General features: G+C 70.5%; 18 protein-coding genes and 1 tRNA gene. 7 read left to right on the top strand and 12 right to left on the bottom strand.

Annotated features, from left to right (window positions below; all coding sequences use genetic code 11):
• Positions 1-79: 79 nt before the first annotated feature.
• Both ACZ592_RS11870 and ACZ592_RS11865 read left to right on the top strand, forming a co-directional pair.
• Positions 80-154 (top strand) — tRNA-Asp (locus ACZ592_RS11870).
• A 312-nt stretch (positions 155-466) separates the two neighbouring features.
• Complete coding sequence (locus ACZ592_RS11865; RefSeq protein ID WP_471581349.1) at positions 467-757, top strand: DUF6274 family protein; 291 nt, start codon at positions 467-469, stop codon at positions 755-757.
• Between the two features lie 502 nt (positions 758-1,259).
• On the opposite strand, the gene bldC is transcribed toward ACZ592_RS11865, so the two are convergent.
• Both bldC and ACZ592_RS11855 read right to left on the bottom strand, forming a co-directional pair.
• On the bottom strand, positions 1,260-1,466 hold the full coding sequence (gene bldC / locus ACZ592_RS11860; protein ID WP_003949541.1) for a developmental transcriptional regulator BldC: 207 nt from the start codon (positions 1,464-1,466) through the stop codon (positions 1,260-1,262).
• A 512-nt stretch (positions 1,467-1,978) separates the two neighbouring features.
• Entirely contained in the window at positions 1,979-2,869 is an 891-nt protein-coding gene (locus ACZ592_RS11855) for a DUF8083 family protein (protein ID WP_471581348.1), read from the bottom strand.
• Positions 2,870-3,091: 222 nt separating this feature from the next.
• Here ACZ592_RS11855 and ACZ592_RS11850 point away from each other — a divergent pair, with 222 nt between their 5' ends.
• Positions 3,092-4,168: a Leu/Phe/Val dehydrogenase gene (locus ACZ592_RS11850; RefSeq protein WP_471581347.1), complete on the top strand. Its 1,077-nt coding sequence runs from the start codon at positions 3,092-3,094 to the stop codon at positions 4,166-4,168.
• A 316-nt stretch (positions 4,169-4,484) separates the two neighbouring features.
• Positions 4,485-4,739, top strand: a complete 255-nt coding sequence (locus ACZ592_RS11845) for a DUF3073 domain-containing protein (RefSeq protein WP_055568369.1) — start codon at positions 4,485-4,487, stop codon at positions 4,737-4,739.
• A 131-nt stretch (positions 4,740-4,870) separates the two neighbouring features.
• Here the strand turns inward: ACZ592_RS11845 and purM are convergent, their stop codons facing one another.
• Positions 4,871-5,971: a phosphoribosylformylglycinamidine cyclo-ligase gene (gene purM / locus ACZ592_RS11840; RefSeq protein WP_471581346.1), complete on the bottom strand. Its 1,101-nt coding sequence runs from the start codon at positions 5,969-5,971 to the stop codon at positions 4,871-4,873.
• 36 nt (positions 5,972-6,007) lie between these two features.
• The gene (gene purF, locus ACZ592_RS11835) at positions 6,008-7,534 is read right to left on the bottom strand and encodes an amidophosphoribosyltransferase (protein ID WP_471581345.1); all 1,527 of its coding nucleotides are present in this window, start codon (positions 7,532-7,534) and stop codon (positions 6,008-6,010) included.
• A gap of 203 nt (positions 7,535-7,737) precedes the next feature.
• Between purF and ACZ592_RS11830 the strand changes: the two genes are divergently transcribed.
• From ACZ592_RS11830 to ACZ592_RS11820, 3 genes are all read left to right on the top strand, one after another.
• Entirely contained in the window at positions 7,738-7,836 is a 99-nt protein-coding gene (locus tag ACZ592_RS11830) for a putative leader peptide (RefSeq protein WP_471581344.1), read from the top strand.
• Between the two features lie 118 nt (positions 7,837-7,954).
• Entirely contained in the window at positions 7,955-9,397 is a 1,443-nt protein-coding gene (locus tag ACZ592_RS11825) for a sulfatase family protein (protein ID WP_471581343.1), read from the top strand.
• A 324-nt stretch (positions 9,398-9,721) separates the two neighbouring features.
• Positions 9,722-11,209, top strand: a complete 1,488-nt coding sequence (locus ACZ592_RS11820; RefSeq protein WP_471581342.1) for an LPXTG cell wall anchor domain-containing protein — start codon at positions 9,722-9,724, stop codon at positions 11,207-11,209.
• On the opposite strand, the gene ACZ592_RS11815 is transcribed toward ACZ592_RS11820, so the two are convergent.
• From ACZ592_RS11815 to purS, 8 genes are all read right to left on the bottom strand, one after another.
• Positions 11,121-12,020 (bottom strand): META domain-containing protein, encoded by a 900-nt coding sequence (locus ACZ592_RS11815; RefSeq protein WP_471581341.1) that lies wholly within the window; start codon positions 12,018-12,020, stop codon positions 11,121-11,123. The two genes, ACZ592_RS11820 and ACZ592_RS11815, sit on opposite strands and share 89 nt — an antisense overlap.
• Positions 12,021-12,084: 64 nt before the next feature.
• The gene (locus tag ACZ592_RS11810) at positions 12,085-12,879 is read right to left on the bottom strand and encodes a maleylpyruvate isomerase family mycothiol-dependent enzyme (RefSeq protein WP_471581340.1); all 795 of its coding nucleotides are present in this window, start codon (positions 12,877-12,879) and stop codon (positions 12,085-12,087) included.
• 10 nt (positions 12,880-12,889) lie between these two features.
• A complete protein-coding gene (locus ACZ592_RS11805) occupies positions 12,890-13,546 on the bottom strand; it encodes a TetR/AcrR family transcriptional regulator (RefSeq protein WP_471581339.1) in 657 nt (218 codons plus the stop codon).
• A gap of 60 nt (positions 13,547-13,606) precedes the next feature.
• A complete protein-coding gene (locus ACZ592_RS11800) occupies positions 13,607-14,554 on the bottom strand; it encodes a M23 family metallopeptidase (protein WP_471581338.1) in 948 nt (315 codons plus the stop codon).
• A 70-nt stretch (positions 14,555-14,624) separates the two neighbouring features.
• Complete coding sequence (locus tag ACZ592_RS11795) at positions 14,625-15,143, bottom strand: ArsR/SmtB family transcription factor (protein ID WP_471581337.1); 519 nt, start codon at positions 15,141-15,143, stop codon at positions 14,625-14,627.
• Between the two features lie 130 nt (positions 15,144-15,273).
• Complete coding sequence (purL, locus tag ACZ592_RS11790) at positions 15,274-17,523, bottom strand: phosphoribosylformylglycinamidine synthase subunit PurL (protein WP_471581336.1); 2,250 nt, start codon at positions 17,521-17,523, stop codon at positions 15,274-15,276.
• The gene (purQ, locus tag ACZ592_RS11785; protein WP_471581335.1) at positions 17,523-18,203 is read right to left on the bottom strand and encodes a phosphoribosylformylglycinamidine synthase subunit PurQ; all 681 of its coding nucleotides are present in this window, start codon (positions 18,201-18,203) and stop codon (positions 17,523-17,525) included. Before purQ ends, purL begins: the two co-directional genes overlap by 1 nt.
• Positions 18,200-18,481: a phosphoribosylformylglycinamidine synthase subunit PurS gene (gene purS, locus ACZ592_RS11780; protein ID WP_471581334.1), complete on the bottom strand. Its 282-nt coding sequence runs from the start codon at positions 18,479-18,481 to the stop codon at positions 18,200-18,202. The genes purQ and purS overlap by 4 nt, the downstream gene beginning before the upstream one ends.
• Positions 18,482-18,705: the final 224 nt, after the last annotated feature.

Here is an 18,705-nt window from a genome sequence, read left to right as displayed (position 1 = left end):
GGTGAGTTCGACCGCCGGGCCTGCGCTGCTGTACAGTCTCTTTTCGCAGCGCAACGCAGCAACAAGCGCCGCAAAGCAAGGTCCTGTGGAGCAGTTTGGAGTGCTCGCCACCCTGTCAAGGTGGAGGCCGCGGGTTCAAATCCCGTCAGGACCGCAGTAAAGGAACGGGCCGCATCCACTGGATGCGGCCCGTTTCGCGTTGCCGCTCCCCGGGAGGCCGCACCCCCGGCCCCAGCAGCCGCGCACGCGCCCCGCGGCGGGTCCGGACCGCTCCGTCTCCCCCGCGCGCCCCACCGCCCCCACGCACGCGGCCCGTTGTGGCACCCGCACCTTGACTGCGTCACATTCCACCGGTACCCCGGACAGCAGGGAGCCGCGGGAGGCTCCCAGGAGGTGACGCATGTCCGCTTCTCCGAGCTCTTCAGCTTCTTCTGCTTCTTCTGCTTCTTCTGCCTCTCCGGCGTCCGTGAGACACGAAACGCGCGCCCTGCTGCGCGCGCACCTCGCGGCGGCCGCCAGCTACCGCCATCTGACCCGGCACTGCCCGATCTGCCACCGGCTGCTGAGGCTCGCCCTGGAGCCCTCTCAGCGCCTCCCCGGCGAGCGCGAGGCCCCCGAGGTGGTCCTGGTCCGCGAGAGCGCCGCACCCGGCCGCGACGAGCCCGCCGCGGCCGGCGGGCAGCCAGTGACAGGCGAGCCGGGTGCGCCGCGAGAGCACCTGGAGCACAGCGGGGACGAAAGTCCCCCCAACGCGTGACCAAAGCCGACGCACACCCCTCCTTCCCGGTGGGAGGCTGAAGCTCGAAGGCCTTCGAATGCCGCCGCAGCCCCTCTAGCGCAGGGGCATCGCGCGCAACAAGCTTCCCGACGTGTGACGGGTGTCACCGAACAAGTTTTGGGAACCCCGGAACTTACACCCTTCCTACAACGGGCCAATTTAATATGTGCAATTGCACCGCCCCGGAGGCGCTGTCCGGGCACCCTCCCCGGGGACTCCCCAGAGACCGACCAGAGACCAACAAGGGCGCTCACAGACCGCCCACCAGCGAGTCCTCGGGCGCACAAAAAAGATCGCGCTGGACCCGGCGGAGTCCAGCGCGATCAGAACGACTCACCCATGCGTGTCGGGCGTGGGTCCCGTTGGGGCAGGACCCTCGTCGCGTGTAGCCATATGTCGGACGTACGACCAGGTTGGGGGACCCGGCAGTAGTGCTGCTCTTCGTCCGAGTTGTGCGGGTTACTGCTGGTTAAGCGGTAGTTCAGGCCTCGCTGCGCTGCTGCGGAATGCCCGCGAGCAGTGCGCGGACCTCAGCCTCGCGGTAACGGCGGTGTCCGCCGAGCGTGCGAATCGACGTGAGCTTGCCAGCCTTGGCCCAGCGCGTCACCGTCTTCGGGTCGACGCGGAACATCGTGGCGACCTCAGCCGGGGTCAGCAGCGGCTCGGCATCAGGGGTGCGAGCGGTCATGAGCGGCCTCCTCGGGAGAACCGAACCTTCTCGGTTCATTCCTCTAAATTCTGCACCTTGACCCGCGTTGCCCGAAATGGCGGACGCGAGTCGAGTCGGTTATAGGACGAACGGCTTGTCCTCGGCACTACAACTACACCATCCGTCCAGCCGCGTCGGCCAAACCGATGGAATTGCCCTCCCAGGTGTTCATCACCGACGGAAGCCGATGGACCATGCCATAGCGGACAGTCACGCCACAGTGACGATCAGTCACAGAGCGATCAGGAGTCAACAGACCCCCCATAGCGTGCAATGCTGAGCATTCCGCCCGTACTTGGGCGGAAGGAGCCCTCCCCGGACTCCTTGTCCTATTTTGGCACGAGGAGGGGTGATGGGCGCAAGGGCGCAGTAAGTGCGGTCCGTCACGCTTGAGGCAAAGGCCCGGATCGGGACCTACGTCCCGGCACGGAGTGACCACCGGCCGGCCGGGTCACGGACCATCGCCCCGCCCGACCGCGCGACCACGGACCTCAGTTCGCGAACTGAAGGTCCCGGATCGCCCGCCATCGCTCCACGAGCCTTGCATACGCCTCGCCGGCCGCCGCGCCGTCACCGTTGCGCAGCGCCTCGATCCCCTCGGCGACATCGGCCGCGGAGTGGTCCTCGTCGAGCTCGTCGGCCGGCACCGCGTGCACGAGACCTCCGTAGTCGAGCTCGACCAGGGAGCGCGGGTGGAACTCCTCCAGCCAGCGGCCGACGTCCATGAGCCCGTCGATGATCGGCCCTTCGTCCAGCGCCTCCCGCAGCGCCTTCAGACCGCGCGCGAGACGGCGCCGGGCCTGCACCATCGGCGTGCGGTAGCGCAGGACCGGCGGCCGCCCGCCCTCAGCGCCCTCAGCGCCCTCCTCGCCCCGCTCCTCCCGCTCCGCCTTCCCGTCCCGCTCGTAGCTCCGCTCCTCGTCCGCGACGAGCACGAACCAGTGCAGGGGCACCTGCCACGTGGCCGTGCGGATCCAGGGGCGCGCGTCGGGGTTGCGGGCCAGCCACCGCTCGTAGTCCGCGGCCGTCTGGCGGCGCAGGACCGGCGGGACCACCGCGTCCAGGACGGGCGTGGGCAACTGCTCCGCCAACTCCTCCATGGCCTGCCAGCCGCGCAGCCGGGTCCGCCACGGGCAGACGCACAGCACCCCGTCGACCTCCACCACGAACGCGTCGCCGCTCTCGTGCACCGGCACGGGCACCGGCGGCGTCGGCAGCAAGTCGGCCAGGGAGCGGCGGAGTTCGTCCTGGTAGGAGGGCAGGTCGGGGCGGCGGGCATAGCGGGCCCAGTGGCCGCGCTCGGGTTCGGGGAAGGCGGCGAGCGGCTCGTACACACGCAGGTAGGACGCGTACGGGACCGTCACCGATGACACCTTGGGCACGGCTGCTCTCTCCCCCACGTACCGGCTGGAAAACTCCGCACAGCGTGCCATGGCCGAACTCCGACGCACCCGGTCCCGCACCCGCCGGACACTCCGCGCGAGGGTGATCCTCGGCAGGGGGCGGCCAAGGAAGGTGGACAGCCTCTAGTCTCATGCCCATCGGGCCCCCGCCACCCGTACGGGAGCCCGCCCAACCGCCGCACTCGACCGGGAGTCACCACAGTGACCGAAGCAGACAACGGCGTCCTGCACACCCTGTTCCACTCGGACCAGGGAGGCCACGAGCAAGTAGTGCTCTGCCAGGACCGCGCCAGCGGCCTCAAGGCCGTCATCGCCATCCACAGCACCGCCCTGGGCCCCGCCCTCGGCGGCACCCGCTTCTACCCGTACGCGACCGAGGCGGAGGCCGTCGCCGACGTCCTGAACCTCTCGCGCGGGATGTCGTACAAGAACGCCATGGCCGGACTCGACCACGGCGGCGGCAAGGCCGTGATCATCGGAGACCCGTTCCGGATCAAGAGCGAGGAGCTGCTGCTCGCCTTCGGCCGCTGCGTCGCCTCGCTCGGCGGCCGGTACGTGACGGCCTGCGACGTCGGTACGTACGTCTCCGACATGGACGTCGTCGCCCGTGAGTGCCGCTGGACCACCGGGCGCTCCCCGGAGAACGGCGGCGCCGGCGACTCCTCCGTGCTCACCGCGTTCGGCGTCTTCCAGGGCATGCGGGCCAGCGCCCAGCACCTGTGGGGCGACCCGGCGCTGCGCGGCCGCAAGGTCGGCGTCGCGGGCGTCGGCAAGGTCGGCCACCACCTCGTCGAGCACCTCCTGGAGGACGGCGCCGAGGTCGTGATCACCGATGTGCGCGAGGAGTCGGTGGCGCAGATCGTCCACAGGCACCCGTCGGTGACGGCGGTGGCGGACACGGACGCGCTGATCAGGACCGAGGGCCTCGACATCTACGCGCCCTGTGCGCTCGGCGGCGCACTCAACGACGCGTCCGTGCCGCTGCTGACCGCGAAGGTGGTGTGCGGCGCCGCCAACAACCAGCTCGCGCACCCGGGCGTGGAGAAGGACCTCGCCGACCGCGCGATCCTCTACGCGCCGGACTACGTGGTGAACGCGGGCGGCGTGATCCAGGTCGCCGACGAGCTGCACGGCTTCGACTTCGACCGGTGCAGGGCAAAGGCGGCGAAGATCTTCGACACCACGCTCGCAATATTCGCTCGCGCAAAGGCGGACGGCATTCCGCCGGCCGCGGCGGCGGACAGGATCGCCGAGCAGCGCATGGCGGAGGCGCGCTGACACGCACCGGAATCCGATGTTCCGGGATCGCGCGACATTTTGACAGGGCCCCGTCGACGTACACGAGAGACAAGACTCACCCCCGTCGGCGGGTCGCCCGCCAAGAAGAGGTTAAAATCGCAGTTGACCAGCGAGGACGGGGCTCCTCGCGGGTGGTGCGCCGAGGCGCGTCCTGCGGGCGACGTACCGTATGGCCGCAGGAGCAGGTACCGTGGAAGCCCTACGGACCGGTCTCTCCGAGGAGAGCCCGTTCCCGATCATGAACGCGTGTCAAGACTCTGGGGCCACCGAGCCCCATATCCGAGGGGGTCGAGCCATGGGGCGCGGCCGGGCAAAGGCCAAGCAGACGAAGGTCGCCCGCCAGCTGAAGTACAGCAGCGGCGGGACTGACCTGTCGCGTCTGGCCAATGAGCTGGGCGCTTCGACTTCGCAACAGCCGCCGAATGGCGAGCCGTTCGAGGACGACGACGAGGAAGACGACCCGTACGCCCAGTACGCGGATCTGTATAACGACGACGAGGACGAGGACTCCGACGAGTCCGGTCCGTCGTCGCAGCGCCGCGGCGCTTGACCTCGTTGCATACGCATTATTTGTTGCCTACGCAGTATTCGCAGTTCTCATAGCAACTGCACTTCACCCGGTCCGGGGTGGTCACCACACCGGACCGGGTTTTGTGCTGCCCCGGAGGGCAGCACCACCGTCTACTTGGCGTAGTCGCCGATCAGAGCGGCGCCCGTCGGGTGCTCGCCGCGGTCCGTGATCTCGCCGGCGATCCAGGCGTCCACCCCGCGGTCCGCGAGGGTGGTGAGCGCCGCGTCCGCGGACTCCTCGGGGACGATCGCGATCATGCCGACGCCCATGTTCAGCGTCTTCTCCAGCTCCAGGCGCTCGACCTGGCCCGTCTTGCCGACCACGTCGAAGACCGCGCCCGGCGTCCACGTCTCGCGGTCGACGATCGCGTGCAGCCCGTCCGGGACGACCCGGGCCAGGTTCGCCGCGAGGCCGCCGCCGGTGACGTGGCTGAAGGCGTGGACGTCCGTGGTGCGGGTGAGCGCCAGGCAGTCCAGGGAGTAGATCTTGGTGGGCTCCAGGAGCTCCTCGCCGAGCGTGCGGCCGAACTCCTCGACCTGGCGGTCCAGGGCCCATCCCGCGCGGTCGAAGACCACGTGCCGGACGAGCGAGTACCCGTTCGAGTGAAGACCGGAGGACGCCATGGCGATCACCGCGTCACCCTTACGGATGCGATCGGGGCCCAGCAGGCGGTCGGCCTCGACCGCGCCGGTGCCGGCGCCCGCGACGTCGAAGTCGTCCGGGCCCAGCAGGCCCGGGTGCTCGGCCGTCTCGCCGCCGACGAGGGAGCAGCCGGCGAGGACACAGCCCTCGGCGATGCCCTTCACGATGGCGGCGACGCGCTCGGGGTGGACCTTGCCGACGCAGATGTAGTCGGTCATGAAGAGCGGCTCGGCGCCGCAGACGACGATGTCGTCCATGACCATCGCGACGAGGTCGTGGCCGATGGTGTCGTAGACCCCCATCTGGCGGGCGACGTCCACCTTCGTGCCGACGCCGTCCGTCGCGGAGGCCAGCAGCGGGCGCTCGAAGCGCTTGAGCGCGGAGGCGTCGAAGAGGCCGGCGAACCCGCCGAGGCCGCCGAGGCCCGCGACCTCGGGACGCTGGGTCTTCTTGACCCACTCCTTCATCAGCTCGACGGCGCGGTCGCCCGCCTCGATGTCGACGCCCGCGGAGGCGTAGCTGGCACCGGTGCCCGTGTGCGGAGCACGCTCAAAAGGCTCAGTAGGCATGGGGGTGAGAGCTTTCGTGTCGTTACTACGGGTGGCTTACGGGCGACGGATCGCGTCGGCCGCTGCCGTGGCGGCAGGGCCTGCCGCCAGCTCCGTCTCCAGGAGCTGCTTGCCGAGCAGCTCGGGGTCGGGCAGATCCATCGGGTACACGCCGTCGAAGCAGGCGCGGCAGAGGTTCGGCTTGTCGATGGTCGTGGCCTCGATCATGCCGTCGATGGAGATGTACGAGAGCGAGTCGGCACCCATCGAGGTGGCGATCTCGTCGATCGTCATGCCGTTGGCGATGAGCTCGGCGCGGGTCGCGAAGTCGATGCCGAAGAAGCAGGGCCACTTCACGGGCGGCGAGGAGATCCGGATGTGGATCTCGGCCGCACCGGCCTCGCGGAGCATCTTGACCAGGGCGCGCTGGGTGTTGCCGCGGACGATCGAGTCGTCGACGACGACCAGACGCTTGCCCTTGATGACTTCCTTGAGCGGGTTGAGCTTGAGGCGGATGCCGAGCTGGCGGATCGTCTGCGAGGGCTGGATGAAGGTCCGGCCGACGTAGGCGTTCTTGACCAGGCCGACGCCGAAGGGGATGCCGGAGGCTTCCGCGTAACCGACCGCGGCCGGCGTTCCGGACTCCGGGGTCGCTATGACGAGGTCGGCGTCCGCCGGAGCCTCCTCGGCGAGCTTCCGGCCCATCTCGACGCGCGAGAGGTAGACGTTCCTGCCGGCGATGTCCGTGTCGGGCCGCGCCAGGTAGACGTACTCGAAGACACAGCCCTTGGGCTTCGCTTCCGCGAATCGGGACGTTCGCAGTCCGTTCTCGTCGACCGCGATGAACTCACCGGGCTCGACCTCGCGGACGAAGCTCGCGCCGCAGATGTCGAGCGCCGCGGACTCCGAGGCGACGACCCAGCCGCGCTCCAGGCGGCCGAGGACCAGCGGGCGGATGCCCTGCGGGTCACGGGCCGCGTACAGCGTGTGCTCGTCCATGAAGACGAGGGAGAAGGCGCCCTGGACGTCCGGGAGGACCTTCATGGCGGCTTCTTCGATGGTCAGCGGCTTGCCGTCGTCGTCCGTCTGCCCCGCGAGGAGAGCCGTCACCAGGTCGGTGTCGTTGGTCGCCGCGACCTGGGTCGCGCGGCCGTTCTCCTTGGGGAGTTCGGCGACCAGCTCGGCGAGCTGGGCCGTGTTGACGAGGTTGCCGTTGTGCCCGAGCGCGATGGAGCCGTGCGCGGTGGCACGGAACGTCGGCTGGGCGTTCTCCCATACGGAGGCTCCGGTGGTCGAGTAGCGGGCGTGACCGACCGCGATATGACCCTGGAGCGAGCTGAGAGAGGTTTCGTCGAAGACCTGGGAAACGAGGCCCATGTCCTTGAAGACGAGGATCTGGGAGCCGTTGCTGACCGCGATTCCCGCGGACTCCTGGCCCCGATGCTGGAGGGCGTACAGCCCGAAGTAAGTGAGCTTGGCGACCTCTTCACCCGGAGCCCAGACACCGAAGACGCCGCAAGCGTCCTGGGGGCCTTTCTCGCCGGGGAGCAGATCATGATTGAGTCGACCGTCACCACGTGGCACGGCATCGAGTGTAGGCGAGATCGACCACTGGTCCGAATTGGGGATACAGACCATGCACGGACGGTGATCGCGGCCCCTCGTCGGCCCTGGTGCCGCACGGCCGCCCGCCGTGACGTGCCCGCCCCCGGGTAGTACGAAGCCCTTGTGAACAGGCGGCCGCTTTCGTTGACACGTGCATGGCCTCCCGACCAGGATCCTGGCCCATGCAGCCGCCCCTGAGCGACCCGAAGGTCGCCCTCGTGGAGCGCCGCCACGTCGACCTCGTCCGTGTCGCGAGCGCCATCTGTCGTCGCGCTGCCTGAACGTTTCCGCCCCTTCCTCCGTCTCCTCCCCCTTTCTCTCCGGGCGCGGGACACCGTTTCCCGTGACGCCCTGTGAGCGCGCCGGTCCGGTGTACCCGGCCCCGTTCAGGAGCGCACTGTGTCTTCGTACGAATCCAAGCTGTCCCGGCGCGCCTTCGGCGGTGCCGTCGGCGCCTCCGCGACGGCCGCCGCGATCGGGCTGCCCGCCGCACCGGCGCGGGCCTCCGCCGCCGACGAGGAGCGGCCGTTCCGCGCCGCGGCACACCGGCGCGCGAAGCGGCCCAACATCCTCTTCATCCTCGGCGACGACCTGGGCTGGGCCGACCTCTCCTCCTACGGGTCGCCGCACATCAAGACCCCGAACCTGGACCGGCTCGCCCGCCAGGGCGTGCGCTTCACGGATGCCTACTCCGGCTCCGCCACCTGCTCGCCCACCCGCTTCAGCCTCTACACGGGACGCTTCCCCGGACGTACGAAGGGCGGGCTCGCGGAGCCGATCGCCGACAAGTCCGTGGGCCTGGAGCCGACCCACCCCACGCTCGCCTCGCTGCTGCGCGACGCCGGGTACGCGACCGCGCTGATCGGCAAGTGGCACTGCGGCTACCTGCCGGACTACTCCCCCACCCGGTCGGGCTGGGACGAGTTCTTCGGGAACTTCGGCGGGGCCCTGGAGTACTACTCGAAGCTCGGGCTCGGCGGGGAGTACGACCTGTACGAGGGGGACGTGCGAGAGGGCGACGCCGAGTACAAGGACCTGCGGTACTACACGCGGATCCTCACCGAGCGCGCGAGCGCGTACGTGCGGCGCGACCACGGGGACAAGCCGTGGCTGCTCAACCTGAACTTCACCACCCCGCACTGGCCGTGGATCGCGGACGGCGACGAGGAGCAGAGCGCGGAGATCGTCCGCAGGATCAAGGCGGGCGAGAAGGGCGCGCTCTGGCACCAGGACGGCGGGTCCGTCGAGAAGTACACGGAGATGGTCGAGGACCTGGACCGGTCCGTCGGCGAGGTGCTCCGCGCGCTGAAGAAGTCCGGGCAGGAGCGGGACACCCTGGTCTTCTTCGCCTCCGACAACGGCGGTGAGCGCTTCTCGTACAACTGGCCGCTGTCCGGGAACAAGGGCTCGCTCAAGGAGGGCGGGATCCGGGTGCCGACCATCGTGCGGTGGCCCGCGCGGCTCGACGGCGGGCAGGTCAGCGACGAGCCCGTCTACACGCCGGACTGGACGGCGACGCTCCTGGAGATCGCCGGGGCCCGGCCGAACCCGGCGTACCCGCTGGACGGCACGAGCCTCGCCCCCTACCTGCTCAAGGGCACGGAGATCGCCGAGCGCGAGCTGTTCTGGCGGGTGCGCGGGGAGCGGGCGCTGCGCCGCGGTGACTGGAAGTACTACCGGGGCAAGGGCGGCCCCGACCAGCTCTTCGACCTCGCGGCCGACCGGCGCGAGCAGGCCGACCGGGCCGCGGGCGAGCCGGCGCTGCTCGCCGAGCTGAAGGCCGCGTGGGAGCGGACGGACAAGGAGCTGCTGCCGTACCCGGGTGGGGAGGGGGCTTCCTGACGGGTTCCCGACGGGGCTTCCCGACGGGGCTTCCCGACGGGGACGGAGACGGGAGTGCTCGCGGGCCGCGGGGCGGCCCGCGGCGGCCTCGGGGAGGTGGGTTTCTTACGGCAGGCTTAAGTGCGCCCTAACGGCCGCCGGGTGGGGGTCTCAGGGGGCGCGGTGATCGCTAACGTCCCTCGGGCGACGGGCGATCGATCCGCCGCTGCCCCTTGCCGATCGCGCGGATCTCACTGATCTCACTGATCTCACTGATCCCGCTGATCTCGCTGATCTCGCTGATCTCGCTGATCCTTCGTATCCCCCCACCCCGGAAGGTCCGCCATGAAGCTGTCCCCCCGCGCCCGACTCGTACCGGCCGCCCTGGCGGCGGTCACCGTCACCGCGTCGGGCGCCGCCCAGGCGTCCGCGGCGGACCGGGCCGAGCGCCGCGTCCAGGTCGCCATGGTGAACTTCACGGACAGCCGGATACCGGACGCGGGCAAGCTCGAAGCCTCCCTGAAGGACCACTACTTCGGCGCCGACTCCTCCCTCACCTCGTACTACAACGAGGTGACCGGCGGCGCGACCACCTTCGAGGCGGCCGAGGGCGACGGGATCACCGGCCCCGTCGACATCGACCTCGCGGCCACCGGCTGCGACACCGGCAAGATCAACGACCTGACCCGCAAGGCGCTGGCCGCCAAGGGCGTTCCCGAGGACCGCTACGACCACCTGTCGCTCGTCTTCCCCTCCGAGAAGGCCGGCTGCGACTGGCTCGCGCTCGGCACCGTCGGCGGCGGCACCACCTGGATGCCGGTCGGCGCCGACGGCGAGATGTCGATGACCGCGCTGGTCCACGAGTTCGGGCACAACGTCGGCTACAGCCACCACATGCGGCTGCGCTGCCCCGACGGCGACCTCGGCGCGGGCTGCGAGGAGGACGGCACCAGCCACAAGACCCCGATGGGCGGCGGCGGTCGGGAGGCCGGGCTCGCCTCGCCCGAACTGCTCCACAACAAGTGGCTGAGCGGGGACGAGGCCGTGAAGGTCGGCAAGTCGGGTACGTACGAGCTGCGGCCCCTGTACGGCAGCGGGGGCGGGAACGGCGGCGGCGAGGTCCGGGCGCTGGACATCCCGCTCGGCGACGACCGGCTCGTCGTCGAACTGCGGCACGCGTCCGGCAGCCTCGACGCCGAGATCCAGGGCGTCCACGCCTACCGCGTGCCGGGCGGCGACTACGCCAAGTCGGCGCTGATCGACCCGACGCCCGACGCCGACGAGTCCACCGGCGGCGACGCCCCTGCCGACGCGGACGCCCTCGCGGCGGGCGAGAAGCTGACCGACTCCCGGCGGAAGGTCGAGGTCGAGGTCGTGAGGGCCGGGGACGCGTCGGCGACGGTGTCGGTGAGCCTGGACGGGGTGGCGGCGCCGGCCGCGGCCGCGGGGACGGCTCGAGACGACGCCGGGGCCGGGTCCGGGAACGGGTCCGGGAACGGGTCCGAGAGCGGGTCCGAGAGCGGGGCGGCCGCGGACGGCGAGACCGGCAAGAACCGCGAGGCCGACGCGGCGGGTCCGGGTGCCGACGAGGCCCGGCCCGAGGGCGGTACGTCCGCGCTGGCCGAGACCGGGGCGGACTCCGGCACCTCGGTTGCTGTGACGGTCGGCGGCGGGCTGCTGCTCGCGATCGGCGCGGCGTTCGTGCTGAAGTCCCGGCACCGGCCCGCCGCCTCCGCCGCTGCCGCTACTTCTTCGGGCCGCTCTGCGCGTCGTTCGTCTTCTTCGCGTCGTCCGTCTTCTGCGCATCGCTCTTCCGGTCGGCGTTCGCGCTGATCACGGTGCCGTCGGCGGCGGTGATCCTCAAGGTGCCCTGCGTGACCTCGTAACGCGCCTCGCCGCCGAAGAGCTTGAGCAGCTTGCGTTCGGTGGTCATCGCGTCGCCCGGGCACATCTTCCGGGTGGTCGCGGGCGCCCCGAACGTGATGCGGCCGTCCGCGGCCTCGGCCTTGGCGGTGACGTCGTTGCAGCCGAGGTTGCCGCGCACCTTGCCGTCCTTGCCGAAGGTCAGGTGGACCTTGTCCGCCAGCGCCTTCGGCAGGGCCGCGGCCGTCTTGGCGTCGCCGACGCCGTTCACCGTCCACTTGGTGCCGGTGAGCGGGGCGTCGGGCTCGGCGGGCTGCGAGGTGAGGTCCACGCGGGCTCCCTTGGCGGTGGTGAGGGTCATCCGGTCGCCGTCGACCTTCGCGGTGAACCTGCCCGAGTCGAGGGCGCGCATGAAGTTCTTCTCGAACGCCATGCGGTCGTCGTCCGTGCAGGCCCGCTTCGTCATCAGCGGCTTGCCGAAGTCGACGGTGTCGCCCTTGACGGACACGTCGGAGCCGACCCGGTTGCAGCCGTAGCTGCCGCCGGCCCGCCCGTCCTTGCCGATCTTCAGGTAGACGTCCTCGGGGGCCGCGTGTTTCTTGCCGCCCAGGGTGAGGCTCTCGACGTTCCAGCGGATGCCGGTCAGGCGCTGCTCGCTCGCCACGGAACGGCCGCCGGAGTCGCCTTCGGAGCCGGCTCCCGACTCGGTGCCGCATGCGGTGAGCAGCAGCCCGGCGGAGGCCAGCGCGGTCAGGTTGAGGGTCAGACGCTGCGTGTGCATGACGATGTGACGGGACGAGTGGGGGTGCCGGTTCCATCGACCGTCCCGTCGTACCCGCGACGCCTCACCCCATGATCGGCAGCAGCCCCGACAGATCCGCCCGTTCGCCGCTCGCGCTGACCTTCGCCGTGTCGAGCGCCGTCGCCCAGTCCGTGCGCCCGGTCGCGAGGCGGATCCAGGTGAGCGGGTCGGTCTCGACGACGTTGGGCGGGGTGCCGCGGGTGTGCCGGGGACCCTCCACGCACTGGACGACCGCGTACGGCGGGACGCGCACCTCGGTCGAGGCGCCCGGCGCCTTCACCGCGAGGGCGTCCGCGAGCAGCCGGGCGCAGGAGGCCAGGGCGTGCCGGTCGTACGGCACGTCGAGGCCCGGCACCGCGTCGTTCAAGTCGTCGGTGTGGACGGTCAGTTCGACGGTACGGGTGACCAGGAAGTCGCCGAGGGTCATGGCGCCGAAACGGGACGGGACCAGGCGGTCGTCCGGGGCGGCGGGCAGGGCTTCCCCGATGCCGGTGAGCGTGCGCGTGAACAGGTCGTCCAGGTCGGCGCCGTCCGCGACGGCCCGGGTGTCCTCGTCGACCCGGGCGGCCGCGGTGACGGTCGCGAACGGCCAGTCCATGAGCGGCACTTCGCGCTGGGACGGCTCCGGCATGTCCAGGTAGCGGTGGGTGGTGGCGAGGACCATCGCGAGGTGGGCGGCCAGCTCGTGCACGGTCCACGCGCCGAGCCGGGTCGGGCGGGCGAGCTGCTCGGGGGTGAGGGTGCGTACCGCGTCCCGGACGTTGCCGAACTGGGCGAGGACGGCGGCGCGGGTCTTGGCGGAGTCGTACGAGCGCGTGCGCTTCTTGGCCGGGGACATGGCGTCGAGCCTAAGCCGTCCCGGGGTACCCCTGAAGTCCCTTTTCGACCAGGTCGAAGGCGCGTTCCGCGAGGGCGGCGCAGTCGTCGGCCATGTCCTTGGCCGTGTCGCCCGCGAGCAGCCTGCGGTGGTTCTCCAGGATCACCGCGTCGCGCGCGGCGGCGAGCTGGTGGGCGGCGACATGGGCGAGCAGCCGGTCGCCGGTCTCCTCGGCGAGGACGTCGGCGAGGAGCTCGACCCCGCGCATCTGGAAGAGGACCGTCCGGCGGGTGAGGGCGGGGGTGTCGCTGATGAGCCGGCGCATCTGGAGCAGGCGCGGGTCGTCGGAGAGGCCGATGGAGGGGTCGCGTTCGGCGACCTTGGCGAGGAACTGGCGGCGCAGGGCGGCCACCGCGGACTCGCCGGGACCGCGCTCGCGCACCGCGTCGGCGGCATCGGCGACGTGCTCCTCCATCGGGCCGAGGAGCACGTCCTCCTTGGTGCCGAAGTAGTTGAACACCGTCATCTTGGAGACGTCGGCCGCGGCGGCGATCTCCGCGACGGAGACCTTGTCGAAGCCGCGCTCCAGGCAGAGGTCGAGCGCGCTCCGCCAGATCCGGGACGCGGTCTGCCGCTTCTTGCGCTCGCGCAGCCCCAGCGGTTCCCGCGTCACGCCCGCGTCAGCCATGCCTGCACCAGCCGTGCCCACTCCAGCCATACCCGCACTGTACCAGGACGAAATTTTTACTCAGTACATGACTCGCGGTGCGGTTTCCCCGGCGGCCGGTTCCCCACCGTCCTGTGGTTCCGGGGCGTCCTGTGATTCCGCGCCGCCCTGTGGTTCCGGGGCATCCTGTGGTTCCGGGGCGTCCCGCCCCTCCTCCGCCGTGAAGAACTCACCGTTCGCCGGTACGCCGATCCCGCGCCAGCGGAAGGGCACGCCCCGCGCCGTGTCCATGTCGGGCCCGTCCATCAGCTGGAAGTGCACGTGCGGCTCGGTGGAGTTGCCGGAGTTGCCGCAGCCGCCGAGCCGCTGCCCCGCGACGACCTCGTCCCCCGCCCGCACCGCGAGCGAGCCCCGCTGGACGTGCGCGTACAGGGCGTACGTGCCCCCGCCGAGGTCGAGGACGATGTGGTTGCCGACGATCCGGCGGTTGCCGCCGATCGTCCTGCCGACGCCCTCGACCAGGAAGAAGTAGAGGACTCCGAGGAGCGAGCTGCGGCTGTAGTGGTCGCGCTGGCCGTCCTCGGCGCGCACGACGGTGGCGTCGGCCACCGCCCGCAGCGGCGCCCCGAAGGCGGGGTAGTCCCGGCCGTGCCTGGCCACGGGCCAGAACCAGATGGGGGCGGGGCGGGCCGGTCCCTCCGCGGGCTCGGCCGTGATGTCGATCGCGTAGGTCTGCCCGAGGTGGTGGGTGCCGTGGCTCGGGACCTTGTCGGCGGGACTGTTGAGGGCGGACCAGCGACCGGTGACCGGGGGTCCGACCTCGACCGGCGCCGGGGGCTCCGCCTGGAGCCGCCGACGGACGGTGCGCGAGGTCACGAGGGTGATGGCGAGGGCGCCGAGCGCGGGCAGCCAGCCCAGCCAGTAGTTGTAGGGCAGGTCCACGAAGGTCCCGGCGACCGCCTGGACGAAGAAGATGACCCACAGGACGTGCTGGGTCACCGCGATGATTTTGCGTCGGCTTCCGGACATGACGACTTCCCCCTGGTTCGGACGTACAGAGCGCGGACGTGCGGGAGCGGCCCCGCCGCGCCGAGAACGGTCAGGTCACCGGTCGCGCGGCCGTGAGCACCACGAGCAGCGGCACCACCCGCCCGGCAGGGATCTCGTAGCGGCCGCGCTCCGCGGTGTGCAGCCAGCCCGCGCCGGTCAGCTGGCGCAGGTGGTGGTAGATCTGGCCGGTCGTGCCGACGTCGTCGAGCGCGGCCAACTCGGCGGCGGTGCGCAGGCCGCCGAGGATCTCCCGCAGCAGCCGCAGCCGTACGGGATTGCCGAGCGCGGCGAACGACTCGGCGGCGTCCGACCAGTCACCCGCGAACAGCGCCTCGGTCAGCCGGCCGTACTGCCACTCGTACCGATGTCCCGTCGGGACGCGCACCGCACCGGTGAACAGCACCGCGCCGTCCGCGTCCCGCGTCACCGGGTGCCGCTCCTTCAGCGCGTCGAGGGCCCAGAAGTCACTCTCGCCCTCGCCCACGCCCACGACGGGCGCGGCCGGGGCCGCGCCCTCCAGCTCCGCCATGCGCCGTTCGAGCTCGGCGACGCGCTCTTCCAGATCCATGATGCGAGATTACGTAATTACGTAATAACGTGCAACCCCTGCCCCGGAGAACGACGAAGCCCCCGTCAGGACCAGGACCAGGTCCGGACGGGGGCTGTCGGCTCTCAGCGGCTCTCAGCGCAGAAAACGATCAGGCGAAGAGCCCCGGAATCGTCTCCTCGTGCGCCGTGCGCAGCTCGCTCAGCGGCAGCGTGAACTCGCCCTGCACGTCGATCGCGTCGCCGTCCACGACACCGATGCGCCGCACGGGCAGACCCCGCGCCCCGCACATGTCGGTGAAGCGCAGCTCCTCGCTGCGCGGCACGGCGACGACCGCACGCCCCGCCGACTCGCTGAACAGGAAGGTGAACGCGTCCAGGCCGTCCGGCACGACGAGCCGGGCACCGCGCCCGCCGCGCAGGCAGGACTCGGTGACGGCCTGCACCAGACCGCCGTCGGACAGGTCGTGCGCCGCGTCGATCATGCCGTCGCGCGAGGCCGAGATCAGGATCTCGGCGAGCAGCTTCTCGCGCGCCAGGTCGACCTTGGGCGGCAGACCGCCGAGGTGCCCGTGGACCACCTGCGACCAGGCCGAACCGCCGAACTCCTCGTGCGTCTCGCCGAGCAGGTAGAGGAGCTGGCCCTCTTCCTCGAAGGCGATCGGCGTACGGCGTGCGACGTCGTCGATCACACCGAGCACGGCGACGACCGGCGTCGGGTGGATCGCCGCCTCGCCGGTCTGGTTGTAGAGCGAGACGTTGCCGCCGGTGACCGGGGTGCCCAGCTCCAGGCAGCCGTCGGCGAGGCCGCGGATGGCCTCGGCGAACTGCCACATGACGGCCGGGTCCTCGGGCGAACCGAAGTTCAGGCAGTCCGAGATGGCGAGCGGCTTGGCGCCGGCCGCGGCGACGTTGCGGTACGACTCGGCGAGCGCGAGCTGGGCGCCGGTGTACGGGTCGAGCTTCGCGAACCGGCCGTTGCCGTCGGTGGCGATGGCGACGCCGAGACCCGTCTCCTCGTTGATCCGGATCATCCCGGAGTCCTCGGGCTGCGCGAGCACGGTGTTGCCCTGCACGAAACGGTCGTACTGGTCGGTGACCCAGGACTTCGCGGCCTGGTTCGGGGCGGCGACCAGCTTGAGGACCTGCTCGCGCAGTTCGTCCGCGTTCGCGGGGCGGGCCAGCTTGTTCGCGTCGTCGGCCTGCAGCGCGTCCTGCCACGCGGGCCGCGCGTAGGGACGCTCGTAGACCGGGCCGTCGTGCGCGACCGTCCGCGGGTCGACGTCGACGATCTTCTCGCCGTGCCAGAAGATCTCCAGGCGGTCGCCGTCGGTGACCTCGCCGACGACGGTGGCGATGACGTCCCACTTCTCGCAGATCGCGAGGAAGCGCTCGACCTTCTCGGGCTCGACCACCGCGCACATGCGCTCCTGCGACTCACTCATGAGGATCTCCTCAGGGGTGAGCGTGGAGTCGCGCAGCGGCACGTCGTCCAGCTCGACGCGCATGCCGCCGGAGCCGTTGGACGCCAACTCGCTGGTGGCGCAGGAGAGTCCGGCGGCGCCGAGGTCCTGGATGCCGACGACGAGCTTCTCGGCGAAGGCCTCCAGGGTGCACTCGATGAGGAGCTTCTCCTGGAAGGGGTCGCCGACCTGCACGGCGGGACGCTTGCTCGGCTTGGTGTCGTCGAAGGTCTCGGAGGCCAGGATCGAGGCGCCGCCGATGCCGTCGCCGCCCGTGCGGGCGCCGTACAGGATGACCTTGTTGCCGGGGCCCGACGCCTTCGCGAGGTGGATGTCCTCGTGCCGCATGACACCGATGGCACCGGCGTTGACCAGCGGGTTGCCCTGGTAGCAGGCGTCGAAGACGAGCTCGCCGCCGATGTTCGGCAGGCCGAGGCAGTTGCCGTAGCCGCCGATGCCCGCGACGACGCCCGGCAGGACGCGCTTGGTGTCGGGGTGGTGGGCGTCGCCCATCCGCAGCGGGTCCACGACGGCGACCGGGCGCGCGCCCATCGCGATGATGTCGCGGACGATGCCGCCGACTCCGGTGGCCGCGCCCTGGTAGGGCTCGACGTAGGAGGGGTGGTTGTGCGACTCGACCTTGAAGGTGACGGCGTAGCCCTGGCCGACGTCGACCACACCGGCGTTCTCGCCGATGCCGACGAGCATGGCGTCGTTCTCGGGGACCTTCTCGCCGAACTGCTTCAGGTGGATCTTGCTGCTCTTGTACGAGCAGTGCTCGGACCACATGACGGAGTACATGGCGAGCTCGGCGCCGGTCGGGCGGCGGCCGAGGATCTCGCGGACGCGCTCGTACTCGTCCTCCTTCAGGCCCAGTTCGGCCCAGGGGAGCTTGACGTCGGGGGTCTCGCTCGCGTGCTTGACGGTGTCCAGAGTCATCAGGCGTTGACCAGCTTCTTCAAGATCGAGGTGAAGAATCCCAGGCCGTCGGTGCGGCCGGTCCCGATCAGCGGCTCGACCGCGTGCTCGGGGTGCGGCATGAGGCCGACGACGTTGCCCGCCTCGTTGGTGATGCCGGCGATGTCACGGAGCGAGCCGTTGGGGTTGCCGTCGAGGTAGCGGAAGGCGACGCGGCCCTCGGCCTCCAGCATGTCCAGCGTCCGCTCGTCGGCCGTGTACTGCCCGTCGATGTTCTTCAGCGGGATCAGGATCTCCTGGCCGGCCGTGTAGTCGGCGGTCCAGGCGGTCTCCGCGTTCTCCACGCGCAGCTTCTGCTCGCGGCAGACGAAGTGCAGGTGGTTGTTGCGGAGCATCGCGCCGGGCAGGAGGTGCGTCTCGGTGAGCACCTGGAACCCGTTGCAGATGCCGAGGACCGGCATTCCGGCCTTCGCCTGCGCGATGACGGACTCCATCACCGGGGAGAAACGCGAGATGGCACCGGCCCGCAGATAGTCGCCGTAGGAGAACCCGCCGGGCAGCACCACGGCGTCGACCTGCTTGAGGTCCTTGTCCTTGTGCCACAGCGGGACGGCTTCGGCGCCGGCGACGCGGACGGCGCGCTGGGTGTCGCGGTCGTCGAGGGTTCCCGGGAAAGTGACGACTCCAATTCGAGCAGTCACTTCGCGGCCTCCTCGGCCTTCTGCGCCTGCCGGCCCTCTTCGACCTTTACGACGAAGTCCTCGATCACGGTGTTGGCGAGGAAGGTTTCCGCCAACTCGTGGATACGGGCGAGGGCGGCCTCGTCGACGGGCCCCTCCACCTCGAGTTCGAAGCGCTTTCCCTGACGTACGTCGGAGATGCCCTGGAAACCGAGGCGCGGCAGTGCACGCTGCACCGCCTGGCCCTGGGGGTCGAGGATCTCCGGCTTGAGCATGACGTCGACTACGACGCGTGCCACTGGCACTCCCGGTGTGTGGTGCTGGCGTGTGCTGCTTGCGAGGTGCTGAGCAGGTTCCTTCAGACTACCGGCACAAAATTTCTACTCGCGTAGATTCGTAGCAACCTACGAGATGACGGTCACATTCCGGCCCTCAAGCAGGTATCGAAACGAGAACCTTCACGATGAATCCATGAAAGATCACCCGCCGTCATTGGAGCCGGACACGCGGAGGTATTAGGACA

It is taken from the genome of Streptomyces sp. NPDC040622, from assembly GCF_055593965.1.
The sequence above is the reverse complement of the archived record's forward strand: the minus strand, read 5'-3'. Positions and strand labels throughout refer to the sequence as shown.

What these genes read in the sequence shown, in the direction of transcription:
- bldC (WP_003949541.1), bottom strand. Translation starts at nt 1,466, where the DNA reads ATGACCGCTCGCACCCCTGATGCCGAGCCGCTGCTGACCCCGGCTGAG.
- ACZ592_RS11845 (WP_055568369.1), top strand. Translation starts at nt 4,485, where the DNA reads ATGGGGCGCGGCCGGGCAAAGGCCAAGCAGACGAAGGTCGCCCGCCAG.
- purM (WP_471581346.1), bottom strand. Translation starts at nt 5,971, where the DNA reads ATGCCTACTGAGCCTTTTGAGCGTGCTCCGCACACGGGCACCGGTGCC.
- ACZ592_RS11830 (WP_471581344.1), top strand. Translation starts at nt 7,738, where the DNA reads ATGCAGCCGCCCCTGAGCGACCCGAAGGTCGCCCTCGTGGAGCGCCGC.
- ACZ592_RS11820 (WP_471581342.1), top strand. Translation starts at nt 9,722, where the DNA reads ATGAAGCTGTCCCCCCGCGCCCGACTCGTACCGGCCGCCCTGGCGGCG.
- ACZ592_RS11815 (WP_471581341.1), bottom strand. Translation starts at nt 12,020, where the DNA reads ATGCACACGCAGCGTCTGACCCTCAACCTGACCGCGCTGGCCTCCGCC.
- ACZ592_RS11810 (WP_471581340.1), bottom strand. Translation starts at nt 12,879, where the DNA reads ATGTCCCCGGCCAAGAAGCGCACGCGCTCGTACGACTCCGCCAAGACC.
- ACZ592_RS11805 (WP_471581339.1), bottom strand. Translation starts at nt 13,546, where the DNA reads ATGGCTGACGCGGGCGTGACGCGGGAACCGCTGGGGCTGCGCGAGCGC.
- ACZ592_RS11800 (WP_471581338.1), bottom strand. Translation starts at nt 14,554, where the DNA reads ATGTCCGGAAGCCGACGCAAAATCATCGCGGTGACCCAGCACGTCCTG.
- ACZ592_RS11795 (WP_471581337.1), bottom strand. Translation starts at nt 15,143, where the DNA reads ATGGATCTGGAAGAGCGCGTCGCCGAGCTCGAACGGCGCATGGCGGAG.
- purL (WP_471581336.1), bottom strand. Translation starts at nt 17,523, where the DNA reads ATGACTCTGGACACCGTCAAGCACGCGAGCGAGACCCCCGACGTCAAG.